Consider the following 19,521-nt stretch of genomic DNA (forward strand, 5'->3'; position numbering starts at 1 on the left):
CCGCGTCGGAGCCATGGCTCAAGTCGCCAGCAGCTTCATCAACTGCCGGATTTCCGGCTTGGCAGCTTGAAGTGCGGTGTCCTCGATCTGTCGATAGAGCGTGATCAGCGCCCGTCCCGAGTCGGTCAGCGCGCTGCCACCGCCTTTGGCGCCGCCGGCTGCGGTGGCGACGGCGGGCGTCTTCAGTGCGCGGTTGAGTTCATCGATCAGCAGCCAGGCGCGTCGATAGGACATGTCCAGCGACTTGGCGGCTGCCGTGATGGAGCCGGTTTCGTCGAGCGCCTGGAGCAAGGCGATTTTTCCGGGCCCGATGGCGATGATGTCTCCGACGGTCACGCGCATGCGGAGTTTGAGGCTTGGCTTGGGCGCGAGCTTGGGCGCCGGTTTGGGCTTCACGAGAGGAGGAGTCGAGCGGGCCACCATGCCGCGCATTAAACCTGATGCCGAGGCGCTCAATCGGCCAGCCGCCAGCAGCCGCGGCCGGCGGCCTTCGCCGCATAGAGCGCATCGTCCGCGCGGCCGAGCAGCGCCACTTCGCCTTCCTGGCCGCCGTCGTGGCAGGCGATGCCGATGCTGGTGGACAGCTGCAGCTGCTGCCCCTGCAGCGTCAGCGGCGCCTTCACCGCGTCCAGCACCTTGCGCGCGACACCGGTGGCTTCGTCCGGCGCGTTCAGGTTCTCGAGGATCAGCACGAACTCGTCGCCGGCCAGGCGGCAGAGCTGGTCGGTCTCGCGGATCGCGCCGCGCACCCGGTCGGCGAAGGCCCGCAGCACCGCGTCGCCGGCCGCATGCCCCAGCGAATCGTTCACCTGCTTGAAGTGGTCCAGGTCCAGGAACATCAGCGCCAGCGTCCGGCCGCTGCGGCGGTTGCGCGCCAGCGATTCCGACAGGCGGGACTCGAACTGCCGCCGGTTCGGCAGCCCCGTCAGCGGATCGACGCGGCTGAGCTGGTCCAGCTCCCGCTCGACCTGCTTGAACGCGGTGATGTCGGTGGCCAGCGTGTAGACGCCGGCCACGCGGCCATCGGGCTGCACGTCGGGCACGTATTCGGCCAGCAGGTCCCGCACCACGCCGTTGGCTTCGGAGCGCGTCTCGAAGCGCTGCCGCGCGCCGGCCAGCGCCGCCTTCAGGAAGGGCAGCCGCTGCTCGTGCAGCACCGGCCCGATGACGTCGGCCAGCGGCCGGTCCAGCGCCTCCTCCGGCGCCATGCCCATCCAGGCGCGGAAGGTCGCGTTGAGGAACCGGAGCCGGTGCTCCGAGTCGATGTAGGAGATCAGCACCGGCAGGTTGTCGGCGATGGTGCGCAGCCGGCGCTCGATGGATTCCTGGCGCAGCAGCGCGTCGTGCAGTTCCAGCGTGCGCGCCTGCACCCGCAGCTCCAGCGAGGCGTTCAGCTCGGCCAGCGAGCGGTCCTGATCGGCCTGGCGGTGCGCCAGGTCGTTCAGCGCCTGCGACAGCACCGCCGCCTCGCGGTAGCCGCCGACGGCGGGCAGGTGGTCCTCGCTGAGATGACGGCGCTGCGCGATCGCGGCGGCCAGCTCGCGCAGCGGCCGGCTCATGCGCCGGGCCAGCCACCAGCTCAGCGGCACCGCCAGCGCCAGCATCAGGATCGCGCTCAGCGCGATCTGACGCCGCAGGCCGTAGTAGTCGGCCAGCGCCACGGCCACCGGCTGGCGCACGAGCACCGTCCAGCCCAGTCCCGGATACGGGCCGTAGCCCTGGCTGGGCACGCTCACCGCGAAGTACTCGACGCCGCCGGCCTCATGGTGACGCAGGCCCTGCCCGCTCTCCGCGCCGATCGGCATCTTCCTGCCCTCCTGGTCCGAGGGTCCCAGGATCACCACCCCGTCCTTGCCCAGCACCAGCGCGTCGGCCTGGTGGGAGGCCATGGTCGCGTCGATCAGCTCGCTCTTGATCTGGCGCGCCCAGCCCCAGCTCAGGTGGACGCCGAACACGCCCTGCAACTGCCCGCGCCCATCCAGCAGCGGCACCGCGAAGTCGACGAAACGCCAGGGCTCGTTCTGGCGCGGCAGGAGTTTTTCCAGCAGCAGCGCCGCATGCACGTCGCCGACGAAGGGCTGACCGCTCCGCGCGCCCTGCCACCACGGTCGCTTGGAGACGTCCACCCCGTCCAGCAGGCCGCCGGCGGCGGCGAGCACCTTGCCTTGCGCGTCGGTCACACCCAGCCACGCAAAGTGGTCGAAACCGACCTGCACCTGATCCAGCGCGCGGCGCATCGCCTCGGGATCGTCGAAGCGGCGGAAGGGCTCCAGCTGCGCCAGCACCCGCACTTCCTTGAACTGCTGCGCCATGCCGCGATCGAGCGCGTCGCGGAAGTCGACGGCCACCTGCCGCAGCGACTCCACCGCGCGCCGCTCGGCGTGGGCGCGGGCGAAGTTCTCGATCAGCAGCGCGGTGATCAACAGCGCCGTCGCCACCGCGGCCAGCACCATCGCGGTGAGCCAGCGACCGAGCGAAGCCCGCGAGCCGCGCGGTGGAATGAAACCATCGTGACCGCCGGCGGCGGTGGAGCCGCCCGGTCGTCCGGGCGTGGGAGGCGGCGGGAGCGCCTGGGAGTGATCGTGCATCACGGAGTTGTATCGAGAGCGGCGACCGGCCGCAACGCGGGATAGTGCCACTGCACCAGCGGTGGGCGATGACGGAACCTGCCGAGGCACCGTCACGGGGCAGGCTTTGCAGGCGCACCAAAACCGGTCAAGCTCGGGCCCGTGCCGGCCCCACCAGGGCGTCGGGCTGGGCACGGGCCTTGCAACCTGCCCCGCCGGGCCGCCGCCCGGAGGCGGTCCGTCCCTGGAGACCCCATGCATGCGCTGACTTTGCCGGCCGCCGGCCATTACGACGAGATGCTGCTGCAAAGCGGCGCGATCCGGCCCAGCTACCAGGCCTTCGCGGACTGGCTGCACGCACAGACGCCGGAGGCGCTCGCGAAGAAGCGGGCCGAGGCCGACCTGCTGTTCCACAAGGTGGGCATCACCTTCGCCGTCTACGGCGACGAGGCCGGCGCGGAGCGCCTCATCCCCTTCGACACCGTCCCCCGGATCGTCCCGGCTGACGAGTGGCGGATGCTCGAACGCGGCCTGCGCCAGCGCGTCACCGCGCTCAACCGCTTCCTGTGGGACATCTATCACGAGCATGAGATCGTGAAGGCCGGCCTGATCCCGGCCGAGCAGGTCTTCGCGAATGCGCAGTATCAGCCGGCGATGCAGGGGCTGGACCTGCCGCTGGGCGTCTACGCCCACATCACCGGCGTCGACCTGATCCGGCACGCCGACGGCGGTTATTACGTGCTCGAGGACAACCTGCGCGTCCCCTCCGGCGTCAGCTACATGCTGGAGAACCGCAAGATGATGATGCGGCTCTTCCCCGAGCTGTTCGCCAAGTACGCGATCGCGCCGGTCGCGCACTATCCAGCGCTGCTGCTCAACACGCTGCGCCAGGCCAGCCCGGCGGACAACCCGACGGTCGTCGTGCTGACGCCGGGGCCGTTCAACTCGGCCTACTTCGAGCATGCCTTCCTCGCGCAGCAGATGGGCGTCGAGCTGGTCGAGGGCCAGGACCTGTTCGTCAAGGACGGCTTCGTGTTCATGCGCACCACCGTCGGCCCCAAGCGCGTGGACGTGATCTATCGCCGCATCGACGACGCCTTCCTCGACCCACTGGCCTTCCGCGCCGATTCGATGCTGGGCGTGCCGGGGCTGCTGTCGGTCTACAAGCAGGGGCACGTGGTGCTGGCCAACGCGATCGGCACCGGCGTCGCGGACGACAAGTCCATCTATCCCTACGTGCCGGACATGATCCGGTTCTACCTCGGCGAGGAGCCCATCCTGCACAACGTGCCCACCTGGCAATGCCGCAAGCCCGAGGACCTCGATCATGTGCTGAACCACATGGCGGACCTGGTGGTGAAGGAGGTCCACGGCGCCGGCGGCTACGGGATGCTGGTCGGGCCGGCGTCGACGGCGGCCGAGGTCGCCGACTTCAAGGAGCGGGTCAAGGCCAACCCGGCCAACTACATCGCGCAGCCGACGCTGTGCCTGTCGAGCTGCCCGACCTTCGTCGAGCGCGGCATCGCGCCCCGCCACATCGACCTGCGGCCCTTCGTGCTCTCGGGCCGCGAGGTCAACATGGTGGCCGGCGGCCTGACGCGCGTGGCGCTGAAGGCCGGCTCGCTGGTCGTCAATTCGTCGCAGGGCGGCGGGACGAAAGACACCTGGATCCTGGAGAGAACATGATGCGCGCACGCCCACTTCCTTCGCTGGCCGTCGACGCGGCGCCAGCATCCCTGGAGCGCGGCCCGGCGGGAGGCTCGACATGCTGAGCCGCACCGCCGCCCAGCTCTACTGGATGAGCCGCTACCTGGAGCGCGCCGAGAACCTCGTGCGGATGCTCGACGTGACGCATTCGCTGTCGCTGCTGCCGCAGTCGCGGGGCGCCGCGACGGAGCTGGCCGCGCCGCTCGCGGTGACCGGCACGCTGGAGGCCTACCAGGCGCGTCATCCCGGCCTGAGCGCCGAGCAGCTGTTCCGCTTCATGGGGCTGGACCTGGACAACCCGGCGTCGGTGCTGTCCTGCATCCGCCAGGCGCGGGAGAACGCGCACGCGGTGCGCGGCCAGATCACCGCCGAGATGTGGGAGGCCATCAACACCAGCTGGCTGGAAGCCCGAGGACTCGCGCGCAAGGGCTTCGCCGAGCCATCGTCCTTCTTCGACTGGGTGAAGGAACGCTCGCACCTCTTCCGCGGCGCCACCTACGGCACGCTGCAGCGCAACGACGCCTACTGCTTCATCCGGCTCGGCACCTTCGTCGAGCGCGCCGACAACACCGCGCGCTTGCTGGACGTGAAGTCCCAGCTGATCGCGCCGGCGGTGGACACGCTGGCGCCGGTCGACGCGCCCAGCGAGAGCGCGCCCGACTTCTACGCCTGGAACGCGCTGCTGCGCTCGCTCTCGGCCTTCGAGGCGTACCACGCCGCCTACCGCGACAGCCTCAACGGCCGCCGCGTGACGGAGCTGCTGATCCTGCGCCCGGACGTGCCGCGCTCGCTGCGCGCCTGCTGCGACGAGATCCGGTCCATCCTGCCGCAGATCGAGGCGCGCGGCGGCGCCGAGGACGCCGGCCGCACCGCCAAGCAGAGCGCCGGCCGGCTCGCGCTGCGCCTGGAGTACGGTGCGGTGGACGAGATCCTCGAGCAAGGTCTCCATCCGTGGCTGACGGGCTTCCTGGAAGACTCGGCGCGCCTGAGCCTGGACATCCAGCAGGCCTACTTCGAAGCGCAATGACCTCGGCGCCGACCGCGTCGTTCCGACGCGGCGGACGCCACCCGGAGACAAGGCCATGCACCTGCACATCTCGCACGAGACGGTCTACGACTACGACGCGCCGGTGGCGCGCAGCACGCAGTACCTGCGCCTCACGCCGCGCGCGGGCCGTGGCCTGCGCGTGCTGCACTGGCATCTGGAACTGCCGGCACCGGCAAGCGCCTGCAAGGACGCGTTCGGCAACACCATGCATGTGTTGAGCCTGGACGGTCCGCGGCGCGACATCGTCCTGCGCGCGGTCGGCGAGGTCGACACCAGCGATGCGCCCCCCACGCCCGATCCCGAGGATGAACTGCCCGCACCGCTGTTCCTGCGCGACAGCCCGCTGACGCGCGCGGACGAGCCGCTGCGGCAGTTCGCCGCGAGCTTCGCCGATGCCGCGACCGCCGATGCCCACGGCGCGCTGCTGGCGCTGATGGCGGCGCTGGGCGAGCGCATGCCCTACGTGCGGGGCTACACCGACGCGGCCACGCCGGCGGCGCAGGCCTTCGCCACCGGCCACGGCGTCTGCCAGGACCATGCGCAGGTCTTCGTCTGCTGCGCGCGGCTGCTGGGGCTGCCGGCGCGATATGTGTCGGGTTACCTGGCCACCGACTTCGAGCACGTGGCCAGCCATGCCTGGGCCGAGGTGCGCCTGCCCGAGGCCGCGACGACGGCGGCGGACGGTCGTGACGCATCACACGGCATGGCGGGCGGCTGGCTGGGTTACGACATCAGCAACCAGTGCCTGGCCGATGGTCGCTACGTGAAGCTGGCGATCGGCGCGGACTATCTGGACGCCTGTCCCGTGCGCGGCGTACGAACAGGCGGCGGGCTCGAAACCATGCGGGCCGAAGTGCTCGTGAAGCCCGGCACGGCCGATCAGCAATGACGAAGGGCGCCTCGCCCACAAGCGCGGATTGATCGGCTACGCTCGCGTCCCATGACTTACTGTGTTGCCATGCGGCTGCGTGCCGGCCTGCTGTTCGCGTCGGATTCCCGCACCAACGCGGGCGTGGATCACATCGCCACCTTCCGCAAGATGAATGTGTTCGAGCAGCCTGGCGAACGCCTGATCACGCTGCTCAACGCCGGCAACCTGGCGACGACGCAGAGCGTGGTGAGCCTGCTGCGCCAGCGCGCGGTCGGCCAGGGCGCGCACCTGATGAACCTGACCTCGATGTACGACGTCGCGGAGCTGGTGGGCAAGACCCTCAAGGAAGTGGTCGCGCGCGACAGCGATGGTCCCGGCCAGCTCAACCAGGGCGTGGACTTCGGCGCCAACTTCATCGTTGGCGGCCAGATCCGGGGCGAGGCGCCGCGGATTTTCCATGTCTATCCGCAGGGCAACTTCATCGAGGCCACGGAAGACACGCCCTACCTGCAGATCGGCGAATCCAAGTACGGCAAGCCCATCATCGACCGCGTGATCGATTTCGACAGCTCGCTGGCCGAGGCCACCAAGTGCGCGCTGATCTCGTTCGACTCGACGATCCGCAGCAATTTGTCGGTGGGCCTGCCGATCGACATGCTGCTCTACAAGACCGACAGCTTCGCGCCCGCGCAGCCCCACCGCATCACGCGGGAGGACCCCTACTTCATGAAGGTGAGCCAGGGCTGGGGCGGCGGCCTCAAGCGCGTCTTCGAGCAGTTGCCGGACGAGGACTGGTTCGCGTGAGCGAGCCCGGCTGACGCTCAGCGCTTGCAGTCGCAGACGTCGCTGCCGTTGTCGAAGACGACGCGCCAGCGGCCATCGGGATCGAGTCGCCAGGTCGATGCGAAGCGCGCGACCAGCTTGCCCTTCGCATGCACCGGTCCGGTCGAATAGGCGAGCGTGCCGTCCGGCAGCGCCTCGACGAGATCGGGCGCCCATGAGAACGGCGCCTCGGCGCCATCGAAGAAGCGCTTCCATTCCGCGAGCACGGCTGCCCGGCCGCGCAGCGGCTTGCTGCCGTTGATGAAGATCGCGTCCTCCGCGACGAATTCGGCGAATGCCTTGAAGTCGCGTTTGGCCATGGTCGCGGCGAAGGCGATCTCGGCCTCGCGCACCGCGGACGCGCCACTCGGCGCCACCGCCTGCGCCTGCAACGGCGCCATGAACGAAACCGCCAGCATGCCGGCGGTCAATGCCAAGGGGGATCGAAGGATCGAGCGGCGGTCGGGCATGGCGAGGCTCCTGGTGACGTAGGCCGAGGAGTCTAGGCCGCGCGCGCCCTCATGCCGATGGACACGCCCCTTTCGATGGCCCCCTCCCGAGCGACTCACTCATCCAGCGACTTCAGGAACTGCCTCAGCTCCGGCGTCCTCGGCGCGCCGAAGATCTCGGCGGGCGGTCCGATCTCGTGCACGCGGCCCTGGTGCATGAAGATCACCCGGTCCGCCACCTTGCGCGCGAAGCTCATCTCGTGCGTGACCATCAACAGGGTCATGCCCTCCTCGGCCAGCGACTCCACCACGCGCAGCACTTCGCCCACCAGCTCGGGGTCCAGCGCCGAGGTGATCTCATCGCACAGCAGCACCTGCGGCTCCATCGCCAGCGCCCGCGCGATCGCCACGCGCTGCTGCTGACCGCCGGACAGCTGGTCCGGCATCGCGTCGAACTTCTCCGCCAATCCCACGCGCGCCAGCAGCACCCGCGCCTGCTCGGCGGCGTCCTGGTCGGAGCGCTTCTTCACCAGCGTCGGCGCCAGCATCACGTTGCGCCCCACGCTCAGGTGCGGGAACAGGTTGAAGCCCTGGAAGATCATGCCCACCTGCTGCCGCAGCGCGCGCATCGCCATCGCGCTGTCGTGCAGCAGCGGCTTGTCGGCCACGCGCAGGGAGCCGTCCTGGAACTGCTCCAGGCCGTTGATGCAACGCAGCAGCGTGCTCTTGCCCGAGCCGCTCTTGCCGATCAGCGCGATCACCTCGCCGCGCATCACGTCCAGGTCGATGCCCTTGAGCACCTCGTTGGTCCCGTAGGACTTGCGAAGCGCGGTGATGCGCACGATGGGCACGCCCGGCACGGGCGTGGAAGCGGCGGTCGCGACGTCGGCGGCGTTGGCGGTATCGGCGCTCACGGTCTCAGGCAGCACGGCCATGTTGCTTCCTCTCCAGATGTTGGGCAGCCAGGCTCACGGGGAAGCACAGCGCGAAATAGAACAGCGCCACGCAGCCGAAGACCAGGAAGGGCTTGAAGCTCGCGTTGGCGATCATCCCGCCCGCCTTGGTCAGCTCCACGAATCCGATCACCGAGGCCAGCGCGGTCCCCTTGATCACCTGCACCAGGAACCCGACCGTCGGCGCGATCGCCAGGCGCGCGGCCTGCGGCAGGATCACGTGCCGCAGCTGCTCGCCGAAGCTCATGGCCAGGCTGCGCGCGGCCTCCCACTGGCCGCGCGGCACGGCCTCGACGCAGCCCCGCCAGATCTCGACCAGGTAGGCGCTCGTGTAGAGCGTCAGCGCCAGCGACGCCGCCGTCCACGCCGACACCTCGATGCCCAGCAGCGCCAGCCCGAAGTAGGCGAGGAACAGCTGCATCAGCAGCGGCGTGCCCTGGAACAGCGCGACGTACGCGCCGATCAGGCGCTGCGTCTTGCGGCCCAGGCCGATGCGCAGGCACAGCAGGGTGCCGCCGACCAGGCCACCGCCGATGAAGGCGATCAGCGACAGCGCCACCGTCCAGCGCAGCGCGAGCGCCAGGTTGCGCAGGATGTCCCAGAGGGTGAACTCGATCATGGACGGCTCCCCGTGCCGGTGCCGGCCAGGCGTCGCCACAGCGCCGGCCGTGTCGGCGCCGGTGCGCCGCCGAAGAACCACCGCGGCCCGGCCCACAGCAGCAGGCGCCGCACCAGCACGGACAGCGCCAGGTAGATCAGCGTCGCGACGATGAAGGCCTCGAACGCGCGGAAGTTGCGGCTCTGGATCAGGTTGGCGGCGTAGCTGAGCTCCTCGGTGGAGATCTGCCCGCACACCGCCGAGCCCAGCATCACGATCACGATCTGGCTCGTCATCGCCGGCCACACCCGCTTGAACGCCGGCGGCAGGATCACGCGCGTGAAGACCTGCGTCGGCCCGAGCGCCAGGCTCTGCGCCGCTTCCCACTGGCCCTTGGGCGCGGCCTGGATGCCGGCGCGCAGGATCTCGGTGCCGTAGGCGCCCAGGTTCAGCGTCATCGCGATCAGCGAGGCGCTGGTCGGCGACAGCTTCACGCCCAGCGACGGCAGGCCGAAGAACACGAAGAACAGCTGCACGATGAACGGCGTGTTGCGCAGCAGCTCGACGTAGACGCCGACCAGGCGCCGCGCCCAGGCCGGGCCGCAGGCGCGCGTCCAGGCGCCCAGCGTCGCGATCGCCAGGCCCAGCGGCACCGCGATCACGGTCAGGCCCACGGTCCACGCCAGGCCGCGCAGCAGCAGCGGCCATTCGGCAAGGACGGCGCCGAAGTCGAACTCGATCATGGGCGGCTCCAGGAGGGACCAGCGAACGGCGCGGTCGGTCTCACGTCAGGCACGGTGGCGATCCGCGTCCGCTCAGAGCGGCAGCTCGCCGGCGCCGCGGCCCAGCCACTTCTTGGACAGCGCCTCGAGCTCGCCCGCCTGCTTGGCCGCCGCGATGATCGCGTTGACCTTGGCCAGCAGCGCGTCCTCGCCCTTGGCGACGCCGATGAAGCAGGGGCTGTCCTTGAGCAGCAGCTTGTATTCGACATTCAGGCCGGGCTGGCGCTGCATCAGGTTGCCGGCGACCGCGGCGCTGGTGGCCAGCACCTGCGTCTGGCCGGCGGCGAATGCGGCGATGGTCGCGTTGTTGTCCTCGAAGCGCTTGAACTCCAGCGTCGACGGCGCGACCTTGGCCAGCTCCTGGTCCTCCATCGCGCCGCGCGTGACCGCGACGCTCTTGCCGGCGAGGTCGGCGAAGCTCTTGATCGCCAGGCTTTTGGGCGCGAAGACCGCCTGATAGAAGGGTGCGTAGGCCGAGCTGAAGGCGATCACCTTCTCGCGCTCCGGGTTCTTGCCGAGCGTGGAGATGACCAGGTCGGCCTTCTTCGTCTGCAGGTAGGGAATGCGGTTGGCGCTGGTCACCGGCACCAGCTCGACCTTCACGCCGAGCCTGGCGGCGATCAGCTCGGCCATCGCGACGTCCAGGCCCTGCGGCTTCATGTCGGGACCGACGAAGCCGTAGGGCGGGTAGTCGGTCGGGATGGCGATCTTGATGGTCTTGGCCTTGGTGATCGTGTCCAGCGCGGTCTGCGCCTGGGCGCCCAGCGCGAGCAGGCCCAGGCCCGCGGCCAGCAGCAGGCGGCGCGGCAGCGCGCGGACGGAGGAACGGACGGCGTGGCTCATAACAAGGCTCCTAGGTAGGCGGGGGCGGGATCGGCGGGGTCGGACCCGTCGCGGCGCGCGGCGCGCGGGCGGCGGGAGGTCGAGGGAGCGACGGATGCGGCGGTGGCGGCCGGCGACGCGAGCGGCGTCAGCGCCTGCCGCAGCTGGTGCAGCGGGTCGTCGGTCTGCGTGTCGAGTTGAAGGCCCGACTGCACGCTGGCCAGGTGGGCGGCCATCAGCGCTTCGGCGCCCGCGGCGTCGCCGCGCTCGAGCGCCGCGACGATCGCGACATGCTCCTGGCAGGACTGCGCCGCCTCGTGCGACGACTGGTAGAGCATCGCGATCAGCGTGGTGCGCGCGGTGTAGTCGCGCAGCGTGTCGGCGAGCAGGCTGTTGCCCAGGCACTCGGCCAGGCAGACATGGAAGTCGCCGAGCAGGAAGCTGCGCGCGCCGACGTCGTCGCCGCGCAGCGCGGCCTTCTCCTGCGCCAGGTGTTTCTTCAGCCGCGTCAGCGCCGGCTTGTCCAGGGCGCGGCGGCCGCGCAGCAGGCCGAGCTCGATGACGCGGCGCGCCTCGAAGGCTTCACGGGCCTCCTCGCGCGAGGGCGCGATCAGGTACCAGCCGCGCCGCGCGCTGACCGTGACGATGCCCCGCGCGGCCAGGCGCGTCAGCGCCTCGCGGACGATGGTGCGGCTGCAGTCGAAGAGCAGCGCCAGCGGCTGCTCGCCGAGCCGCGTGCCCGGCGCCAGCTTCTGCGCGAGCACGGCGTCGATGATCCGTTGGCTGATGTCGGTGGCGGTGATGCCCATGCCCAGGGCATTGCAGCTTCCGTGCCAGCGGCCGCCACGCGTGCCTCACTGGCGCATCTGTCTTGTATGCAAGCCAGGACGACACACGCGTGCCGCCGTTGCGCACAAGCTTGGTGTGCGAGGCACCGTCCCGGTGCCTGGCCTCAGCCCTCGACCCGCATCGAGTAGTCCACCGCCTTGGCGTCCTTGGTGAGGCGCCCGACCGAGATGCGGTCGACGCCGGTGGCCGCGATCCAGCGCAGCTGGTCGATGGCCACGCCGCCCGACACCTCCAGCAGCGCCCGGCCGCCGGCGATGGCCACCGCCTCGCGCATCATCGGCTCGCTGAAGTTGTCCAGCAGCACGCTGACCGCGCCGGCGGCCAGCGCCTCGCGCAGCTGCTCCAGGGTCTCGACCTCGACCTGGATGGACACGCCGGCGTTCAGCGCCTGCGCCTGCCGCAGCGCCTGCGTCACGCCGCCGGCCGCGGCGATGTGGTTTTCCTTGATCAGGATGCCGTCGTACAGCGCCAGGCGCTGGTTCGCGCCGCCGCCCACGCGCACCGCGTACTTCTGCGCCAGGCGCAGCCCGGGCAGGGTCTTGCGCGTGTCCAGCACCGCGCAGCCGCGCGGGTTCGGACTGGCGCCCTCGATGGCGCGGGCATGGGCGCGCGTCGCCGTCGCGGTGCCCGACAGCAGCTGCAGGAAGTTCAGCGCCGGCCGCTCGGCCGAGAGCAGCGAGCGGCCCTCGGCCTCGATGCGGCAGACGAGGGTGTCGGGCGCCATGTCGGCACCCTCGTCGTACAGCCACTCGATCCGCGACGAGCCGTCCAGCGCCAGGAACACGCCCTCGAACCAGTCGCGGCCGCACAGCACCGCCGCCTCGCGCACCCGCACATGGGCCTGCACGCGCCGGCCCGCCGGCACCAGCCGCGCGGTCCAGTCGCTAATGCCGATGTCCTCGAACAGCGCGTCGCGGATGTTGCGCGCGCGGGCCTCGTCCAGGGTCTCGTTGTGGTCGAACATCGTCGCGGTCCCGGCTGCCTCTGGATTACTCGGCGTCGCCGATGGTGATCGACAGCTCGCCGAAGCCCTCGATGACGCCGGTGATCACGTCGCCCGGCTTCACCGGGCCGACGCCTTCGGGCGTGCCGGTGTAGATCAGGTCGCCCGGCGCCAGGTGATAGAACTGCGACAGGTTGGCCACCAGCTCCGGAATGCTCCAGATCATGTCGGACAGGTCACCGCGCTGCTTCTCGACGCCGTTCACCGCCAGCGTGATCGCGCCCTGGGACAACTCGCCCAGCTCCGAACGCGGCACCAGCGGCGTGATGACGGCCGAATGCTCGAAGCCCTTGCCCAGGTCCCAGGGCCGGCCGATGGCCTTGGCCTCGTTCTGCAGGTCGCGGCGCGTCATGTCCAGGCCGGCGGCGTAACCCCAGACCGCGTCGGCGGCCTGCTCGGGCGTGGCCTTGAAGACCGGCTTGCCGATCGCCACGACCAGTTCCATCTCGTAATGCAGGTTCTTCGTGCCGGGCGCGTAGGGGATGGTGCCGCCCGACGGCGCCAGCGCGCTGGCCGGCTTGGTGAAGTAGAACGGCGGCTCGCGGTCCGGATCGCTGCCCATCTCGCGGGCATGCGCCGCGTAGTTGCGACCGACGCAGAAGATGCGGCTCACGGCATAGCGCGCATCGCTGCCGCGCACGGCCACGGCGGCCTGCGGCGCTGGGGGGAAGACATAAGTGCTCATGGCGTGCGGAGGTAACGATCGCAACGATCGTGCAAGGAAGGAGGGGAGCGCGGAGCATAACCTTGGCAAATCCACGCGGCATTGCTAGGGTTGCGGCCATGTTTGAAGCCCGCCCCGCCGGCCAGCGCCTGGCCGTCCTGACGTGTGCCCTGATCCTGGCCGCCTGCGCCAGCCGCGGTCCCACCCCCAGCCGCCCCGCCCCGGGCGGCCCCAAGCCCTCCTCCTGGCCCGACCGCGACGGCCCCGACGCCGTCGTCCCGCCCGACCTGCAGAAGGTGCCCGACGCGGTGCCGCGGCTGGAATCCATCCGCAAGGGCGGCCCCAACAAGCCCTACGAGGTGCTGGGCGAGCGCTACGAGCCGATCGCCGACGACAAGCCGCTGGTCCAGAAGGGCCTGGCGTCCTGGTACGGCCGCAAGTTCCACGGCCGGCCGACGTCCAGCGGCGAGATCTACAACATGTACGCGATGACCGCCGCCCACGCGACCATCCCGATCCCGAGCTACGCGCGCGTGCGCAATCCCAAGAATGGCCGCGAGGTCATCGTCCGCATCAATGACCGCGGACCGTTCCACAAGGGCCGGATCATCGACCTGAGCTACACCGCCGCGCTCAAGCTGGGCGTGCTGAACGGCGTGGCGCCGGTCGAGATCGAGCGCATCACCTACGAGGACATCCGCACCGGCGCCTGGACCCGCGACCGCGACACGCTGTCGCCCGATCCCAAGGTCGCGCCCGACACGCCGGTCTATGCCGCCGCGACGCCCAGCGGCGCGCCCGATCCGACGACGACCGCGCAGCTGCGTCCGCCGGCCGCGCCGGTGACCGTGCCGGCGCAGGTGCCGCTGCCGGTGCCGGTGGTTCCGGCGGTGGCGCGCGCCGACAAGCCGGGAACGTCGACCGGCGCGGCGACGGGCACGGGCACGGCAACGGGCACGACGCCGTCCGCCAATCCGGACGCCGGGCCGGATGCCAGCCTGACGCCGATCCCCATCACCGCGCTGCCGCCCGGCAGCGACCTGCCGCCGTCCGGCCAGTCCAAGGCCGAGGCCATGGCGGTCGCCACCGCCGGCGCCATCGCCGCGGCCGATCCGCAGGCGCCGGTACCCGCGCTCAAGATCGCCGCGGCGGCGCAGGGCTTCTGGCTGCAGTTCGGCGCCTTCTCGCGGCTCGAAGGCGCGGAGCAGCTGCGCGAGCAGTTCACCCGCGGCATGGAGGAGATCGCGCCGATGCTGACGATCTTCAAGGACCGCAACCTGCACCGCCTGCAGGCCGGCCCCTTCGCGAGCCGCGAGGACGCGCGCGCCGCCGCCGACCGGGTGCGCACCGCGATGTCGCTGACGCCGGTGCTGGTCGAGCGCCGCTGAGCGCCGCGGAACACCGGCGAGCGCCCGTCGGTCACCCTGACCGGGCGCGGCCCGCACGCCGATTGCCCCGTTCCAGGCGGGGCGCCGTGGGGCGCTTCGTCCCTGGGAGAGGAAGCCGGGGCCGGTGACGACGGCGCGATGGTGCGCCGCGCATCGCCCTGCGAAGATGACCCGCATGCCGCCGCTCGACGCCGCCACGCTGCTGATGGTGATCGCCGTCATCGATACCGTCGCGTGCATCGTCTGGCTCGCGCTGGGCGAGGTGCTGCGCATCGCGCCGCGCGCGGCGCGTCGGCTCTCCGCCTATCACGGCGTGTGCGCGCTGGCCTGGTGGCCCGCCTTGCCGGCCGCGATGGAGCGCCTGGTCGCGCTGCCGCTGGACGTGATCGCGGCGGGACTGCTCGCCGCCGGCGTGCGCGGGCTGATGCGGGTGCGCTACGGCGCCCCGGACATCCTCGCGATCGTGGCGCTGGGGCTGGTGGCGACCGCCCTCACCGCGGGCGATCCGGACCTGTCCTCGGCGCGGGCCGTCTCCAACATCGCCGGCGGCGTGCTCGCGCTGATGGCCGCCTGGGACGTCGCCCTCGGCGCCGGCTTCCGCGCCGGCTTGACCGCCATCGTCGTGACGCCCTACCTCGTGCTGGCCGGCGGCTGCCTCTGGCGCGCCGGCGGGCTGCTGGGCTGGACGCCGGCGGGACTGGGCGTCGCCGGGCTGGGCGCCAACGCGCCGCTGGCGATGCTGCGGCTGGTCGTCGACCTGACCATCGCCACCGGCCTGATCGCGCTGGTGATGCAGCGCCTGATCGCGCGCGTGCGCCACCTGACGCGGCGCGACGCCTTGACCGGCCTGCTGAACCGGCGCGCGATCGAGGACCATCTCGCACGCCTGCAGGCGCTGACCGAACGCGGCTGCGCCAACGCGGTGATGGTGCTGGACGTGGACCATTTCAAGCGCATCAACGACGAACTGGGACATGCCGGCGGCGACGCCGCGCTGCAGCACCTGGCCGCCGTGCTGGGCGCGACGCTGCGCGACACCGACTGCTTCGGCCGGCTCGGCGGCGAGGAGTTCGCCGTGCTGCTGCCCGACACCGAGCTCGACGGCGCGATGCTGGTCGCGGAGCGCCTGCGCGAGCTGCTGCAGAAACACCCGCTGGCCTGGGGCGACAAGCTCTGGCCGATCAGCGCGAGCTTCGGCGTCGCCACCATGCGCGCCGGCGACACCCATGGCCACGGTGCGCTGTCGCGGGCCGACGCGGCGATGTATGCCGCGAAGGCGCGTGGCCGCAACCGCGTCCTGCGCGCCGCCGGCGAAGCGGAGTTCGCGTGAGTCCCCCGACGATGGAGCCCGCCTGATGCTGCCCGCCGCCGATCCGGTCTCGCTGATCGCCGCACTGGTGGTGCTGTTCGGCATCGCCGCGGTGGTCTGGCTGATGATCGCCGCCGGCCTGCGCGAATCGCCCGGCGCCTGTGCCTGCCTGTCGGGCGCCAACGCGGCGCTGGGCGCTTCGTTCCTGCTCCACGAGGCGCTCGGGCTGGTGTCGCCGCAGCATTACTGGTGGTCGGACCTGCTGTCGCTGATCGCCTTCGCGCTGATCCGGCTGGCGGTGCCGGTGGTGGGCGAGCGGCCCGCGCCCTGGCGCTCGGTCGGCGGCGCGACGATCGCCGTGGGCATCGTCGTCGCGCGCTTCACCGGCGGGCCGGACACGCTCGGGCACAAGCTGCTGATCTACGGCGCGATGGCGGCGCTGGCGGTGCTGGCGGCGGTCGATGCCTGGCGCCTGCTGCGCGCGCGCGGCCTGGCCCCGCGCGCGGCGCTGACGCTGGCCGCGCCGCTGATGGCGGTCGGCCTGCTGCTGCTGGCGCGGCCGGTGGAGGCGCTGCTCGCGCCGGGCCGCACCGCGGACATCGACGTTGCTTCCGACTTCAACATCGCCTGGTTGTGGGCGTCGCTGGTGCTGGCGCTGCTGATCAACGGCTGGATCGCCTTCCTGCTGCTGATGAAGCTGGTGCTGGAGATCCGCCGCCTCACCGAGCGCGACCCGCTGACCGACGCGCTGAACCGGCGCGCGCTGTCCGAGGCGGTCGATGCCGAGCACTCGCGCCAGATGCGCGGCCACGGCTACGCGCTGGTGCTGCTGGACATGGACCGCTTCAAGCAGCTCAACGACACGCTGGGGCATGCAGCCGGCGACGCGGCCTTGAAGGCACTGGTGCGGGTGCTGCGGCCCTGCCTGCGCGAGGTCGACCGCCTCGCGCGTCTGGGCGGCGAGGAGTTCTGCGTGCTGCTGCCCCACACCGGCATCGCGGGCGCGGCGCTGGTGGCGGAGCGCATGCGCGCGCTGCTGGCCGGACACGCCTTCGCCTGGGAAGGGCAGGCCTGGACGCTGACGGCCAGCTTCGGCATCGCGGAGTCCTCGGCCGCCGACGTCAGCGCCGCCGAGGTCCTGCGACGCGCCGACCAGGCGCTCTACCGCGCCAAGGCGCAGGGCCGCAACGTCGTACAGGCGGTGGAGCAGGAACCGGCGCGTTGATGGCGCGTCACGATGCGCGCTTTAGCTTGCCGTCGTCGAACTCGTAGAAGTCGGGGTTGCGTTGTGCAACTAGCTTCAGAAGATCATCCAGGACATCGCTGAGCGGAACCTCTTCTTTCGGTGCACCGACGGCGAACGCTCGCAACCCAACATTCATGGGAGAGGCATCAAGCAGGATCAAGTAGAACCGCTCAAACTGCTCTTCGCGACCCGCCGGATCACTACGCCCTGAAAACAACTGAAGGCGAGCGTGTGCATTCAGGAAGGTCGACCGGCGCTGAAGCGTCCCGTCGTGCTCGGCACCATGATCCAGAAAGAAGAAGCCGGCGAGCACCGCATAGGGAAAACGTCGATGCAACGTGACAGCTTCCATCAGCATGTCGCCGCGCCGATTGATCAGATTCTTCTGGTAGTTCTTCGTTCTACTGTCCCTGAAATTGATCGTCTTGACGGAGACAGCACAGAGCAGACCCGACTCTTCCGTCGCCCACGTGACGTCAACCTTCTTGGCGCCGAGGCCCCCAGCCATGCGTCGCTCTGCGCCGGAGTCACCCGATTTGTCAGAGGCATATGGGCGAGCTTCCTTCAGCCCTCGATGACGCAGCTCATCTGCAATTGCCAACGCCACTTGCTGAGACACCAGCTCGCTATAGCGCTTCTTGGACTCCTGCTTCGCGTCATCCGTTGGCTTCTCAGGCAATTGCCGCAACGCAGCGGCGAGCACGTCATCGATCCGAGCCATTCTTTCCCTTCCCCCTGGTAAGGCGTCGCTGCACCAAGGTCGCCCTAGCCTCACGGATTGCCTTCAGACGCGATTCGGTCCAACCTAGTCGTTTTCGGAGGAAGACATCGTCAACGACTGAGGCGGCCGCCTCGACTTCGTTGCGCTCCAGTAGCGAGTTCACGCAATCTTGGACGCTCTTCAATGGATCCGCCATTGCTTCCAGGGCTGCATGTGAGGGCAGCGGAATCTTTCCTGCTTCCGTGGGCTCGTGTTTGAGCATGCCGCCACCATAAGCGCGCCCTACGATCTCTGAGCCAAGCAACGTAAGGCTATTGAGCATCGCCAGCGGAAGCAGCTCCTGGCCAAGCTTGCGCCGAGTAGCTTCCAGCTTGACTCCGTAGATCGAGTTGAGCAGTTGTATGCCTGCTCCGTTCCGCACCAGACGCGGACGATCATGATTCATGTAAGGCATCAGCAGATCGGGCTTGGCCACGACCGGCACGACCCACCATGGCTCTCGCACCCGACACTTGTAGGCGTTGTGTACCCCAAGGGATTCGCCGTACGCAATGTAGTCGCGAGCCGCCTTCGAAGGCTCAGATCCAGGCTTGAAGAGATAGCAGCGCTCTCCGCCCTTGACCATGCTTCGCCAAGCCTGCGCAGAGAAGTTCAATCCCCGCAAATGGCGTGCGCCCGGCGGCGATATCTTCATGAGCTCAGCGGATCCCAACTTCATCCGCTCGACGTCAACTTCGCTCAGGGTAAAGAAGTCATTGTTGCCTGTGACCGCTCCAAGATAGGTAGAGCCCCATGCCGACATCGTCTCGATGTCAGCACTGCCTACTGCCTCGTCATACAGGCGATAGGCGTCGGTTGAAAGCAGTGCTCCCGTCCACTTGTCGTCGGTCGCCGGTTTGAACTTCAACCACTGTGCAGGAAGTTTGGTCGCCAAGTCAGCCGCAGAGCGCGCTTGAAAGACTTCAAATGATTGAGCGCCGCCACTGCCTTCCGCGAGCAAAAGCACTACATCCTCTAGGACACCAGGAAAGACAAGTGTTTCAAACAACACGAGCCTGACGCTTGCGAAGCGATCGAGCAGAAAACGTCGAATCTGGGTTGCGTACTTGACCGACAGTAGCTCAGCGGGAATGACAAGCGCCAGTCGGCCTTCAGGCCGGAGAAACGCAGATGCATGGACCGTAAACGCAGCCCACGAGCTCGCCAACTGCGTCAGGCGCACTCCCTGCCGTAGCGCTGCCTGTAGAGACGCCGCGCGCGATGCCCCACCGAACTGTTGGTACCGCACGTAGGGTGGATTGCCAACAACTGCGTCGAAACTGGGGGACGCAGACTTCAAAAAGAAGTCACCCACGTCGGTCTTCGCTCCAAAGCCCTCGCGCGCGAGGACTTTCTGCGCTTCTTCGACAGACGCCTGGTGAATGTCTCCCGCCTCCAATTGCTGACTGATTGCACGCTTTGTCGCTCCCAAGGCATGGAGACGTCGCGCAGCAGGCAGAAGAAAGGCTGCCTCCCCACACGAAGGCTCCAACACTGCGTCGCCTTTGGAGCGCACGGCCCAGTCGACCATGAAGCGTGCGATCTCAGGAGGCGTGAAGAAGGCTCCACGAGCCTTTCGATCCTCCAGCCCATCCAGACTCAATTGCTGTAACACGCTTCCGCCCCTCGCCTTGCATCGAGCGACGCATCATCCCGATGCGGAGCGCCCCTTGAAAGCTGTGG

19 protein-coding genes are annotated in these 19,521 nt (G+C 69.6%); 7 read left to right on the top strand and 12 right to left on the bottom strand.

What is annotated here, in order from left to right:
• Window positions 1–18: 18 nt before the first annotated feature.
• Window positions 19–396 carry a winged helix-turn-helix domain-containing protein gene (locus BM393_RS17420; RefSeq protein WP_404932654.1) on the bottom strand — a complete coding sequence of 126 codons (378 nt, stop codon included), beginning with the start codon at window positions 394–396 and terminating at the stop codon, window positions 19–21.
• 56 nt (window positions 397–452) lie between these two features.
• Window positions 453–2,588 carry a diguanylate cyclase domain-containing protein gene (locus BM393_RS17425; protein WP_175538388.1) on the bottom strand — a complete coding sequence of 712 codons (2,136 nt, stop codon included), beginning with the start codon at window positions 2,586–2,588 and terminating at the stop codon, window positions 453–455.
• A gap of 234 nt (window positions 2,589–2,822) precedes the next feature.
• Here BM393_RS17425 and BM393_RS17430 point away from each other — a divergent pair, with 234 nt between their 5' ends.
• The 4 genes from BM393_RS17430 to BM393_RS17445 all read left to right on the top strand — a co-directional run bounded on the left by BM393_RS17430 (window position 2,823) and on the right by BM393_RS17445 (window position 6,997).
• Complete coding sequence (locus tag BM393_RS17430; protein ID WP_091731745.1) at window positions 2,823–4,253, top strand: circularly permuted type 2 ATP-grasp protein; 1,431 nt, start codon at window positions 2,823–2,825, stop codon at window positions 4,251–4,253.
• A gap of 79 nt (window positions 4,254–4,332) precedes the next feature.
• Window positions 4,333–5,301: an alpha-E domain-containing protein gene (locus BM393_RS17435; RefSeq protein WP_091729180.1), complete on the top strand. Its 969-nt coding sequence runs from the start codon at window positions 4,333–4,335 to the stop codon at window positions 5,299–5,301.
• Window positions 5,302–5,356: 55 nt separating this feature from the next.
• Window positions 5,357–6,211: a transglutaminase family protein gene (locus BM393_RS17440; protein ID WP_091729183.1), complete on the top strand. Its 855-nt coding sequence runs from the start codon at window positions 5,357–5,359 to the stop codon at window positions 6,209–6,211.
• Between the two features lie 51 nt (window positions 6,212–6,262).
• Complete coding sequence (locus BM393_RS17445; protein WP_091729188.1) at window positions 6,263–6,997, top strand: proteasome-type protease; 735 nt, start codon at window positions 6,263–6,265, stop codon at window positions 6,995–6,997.
• A gap of 17 nt (window positions 6,998–7,014) precedes the next feature.
• Here BM393_RS17445 and BM393_RS17450 read toward each other — a convergent pair whose 3' ends face one another.
• The 8 genes from BM393_RS17450 to BM393_RS17485 form a co-directional block, all read right to left on the bottom strand.
• A complete protein-coding gene (locus tag BM393_RS17450; RefSeq protein WP_091729191.1) occupies window positions 7,015–7,485 on the bottom strand; it encodes a DUF4440 domain-containing protein in 471 nt (156 codons plus the stop codon).
• Window positions 7,486–7,580: 95 nt separating this feature from the next.
• Complete coding sequence (locus tag BM393_RS17455) at window positions 7,581–8,399, bottom strand: amino acid ABC transporter ATP-binding protein (protein ID WP_091729194.1); 819 nt, start codon at window positions 8,397–8,399, stop codon at window positions 7,581–7,583.
• Window positions 8,383–9,036 carry an amino acid ABC transporter permease gene (locus BM393_RS17460; protein WP_091729197.1) on the bottom strand — a complete coding sequence of 218 codons (654 nt, stop codon included), beginning with the start codon at window positions 9,034–9,036 and terminating at the stop codon, window positions 8,383–8,385. Before BM393_RS17460 ends, BM393_RS17455 begins: the two co-directional genes overlap by 17 nt.
• Entirely contained in the window at window positions 9,033–9,758 is a 726-nt protein-coding gene (locus BM393_RS17465) for an amino acid ABC transporter permease (protein ID WP_091729201.1), read from the bottom strand. Before BM393_RS17465 ends, BM393_RS17460 begins: the two co-directional genes overlap by 4 nt.
• Before the next feature lie 72 nt (window positions 9,759–9,830).
• Window positions 9,831–10,640 (bottom strand): transporter substrate-binding domain-containing protein, encoded by an 810-nt coding sequence (locus BM393_RS17470; RefSeq protein WP_091729206.1) that lies wholly within the window; start codon window positions 10,638–10,640, stop codon window positions 9,831–9,833.
• On the bottom strand, window positions 10,637–11,428 hold the full coding sequence (locus BM393_RS17475) for a GntR family transcriptional regulator (RefSeq protein WP_091729210.1): 792 nt from the start codon (window positions 11,426–11,428) through the stop codon (window positions 10,637–10,639). The genes BM393_RS17470 and BM393_RS17475 overlap by 4 nt, the downstream gene beginning before the upstream one ends.
• A 143-nt stretch (window positions 11,429–11,571) precedes the next feature.
• Window positions 11,572–12,432 carry a carboxylating nicotinate-nucleotide diphosphorylase gene (gene nadC / locus BM393_RS17480; RefSeq protein WP_091729214.1) on the bottom strand — a complete coding sequence of 287 codons (861 nt, stop codon included), beginning with the start codon at window positions 12,430–12,432 and terminating at the stop codon, window positions 11,572–11,574.
• A gap of 25 nt (window positions 12,433–12,457) precedes the next feature.
• Complete coding sequence (locus tag BM393_RS17485; RefSeq protein WP_091729217.1) at window positions 12,458–13,156, bottom strand: fumarylacetoacetate hydrolase family protein; 699 nt, start codon at window positions 13,154–13,156, stop codon at window positions 12,458–12,460.
• 98 nt (window positions 13,157–13,254) lie between these two features.
• Between BM393_RS17485 and BM393_RS17490 the strand changes: the two genes are divergently transcribed.
• From BM393_RS17490 to BM393_RS17500, 3 genes are all read left to right on the top strand, one after another.
• Window positions 13,255–14,523, top strand: coding sequence for a septal ring lytic transglycosylase RlpA family protein (locus BM393_RS17490; protein ID WP_091729220.1), 1,269 nt, complete (start codon window positions 13,255–13,257; stop codon window positions 14,521–14,523).
• Between the two features lie 175 nt (window positions 14,524–14,698).
• A complete protein-coding gene (locus tag BM393_RS17495) occupies window positions 14,699–15,853 on the top strand; it encodes a diguanylate cyclase (RefSeq protein ID WP_091729223.1) in 1,155 nt (384 codons plus the stop codon).
• 25 nt (window positions 15,854–15,878) lie between these two features.
• Window positions 15,879–17,057 carry a GGDEF domain-containing protein gene (locus tag BM393_RS17500; RefSeq protein ID WP_091729226.1) on the top strand — a complete coding sequence of 393 codons (1,179 nt, stop codon included), beginning with the start codon at window positions 15,879–15,881 and terminating at the stop codon, window positions 17,055–17,057.
• 7 nt (window positions 17,058–17,064) lie between these two features.
• Here the strand turns inward: BM393_RS17500 and BM393_RS17505 are convergent, their stop codons facing one another.
• The gene (locus tag BM393_RS17505; RefSeq protein WP_217648462.1) at window positions 17,065–17,799 is read right to left on the bottom strand and encodes a hypothetical protein; all 735 of its coding nucleotides are present in this window, start codon (window positions 17,797–17,799) and stop codon (window positions 17,065–17,067) included.
• Entirely contained in the window at window positions 17,783–19,453 is a 1,671-nt protein-coding gene (locus BM393_RS17510; RefSeq protein ID WP_217648463.1) for an N-6 DNA methylase, read from the bottom strand. The genes BM393_RS17505 and BM393_RS17510 overlap by 17 nt, the downstream gene beginning before the upstream one ends.
• Window positions 19,454–19,521 lie beyond the last annotated feature (68 nt).

The organism is Mitsuaria sp. PDC51, assembly GCF_900113225.1.
In the GTDB taxonomy this organism is placed as follows: domain Bacteria; phylum Pseudomonadota; class Gammaproteobacteria; order Burkholderiales; family Burkholderiaceae_C; genus Roseateles.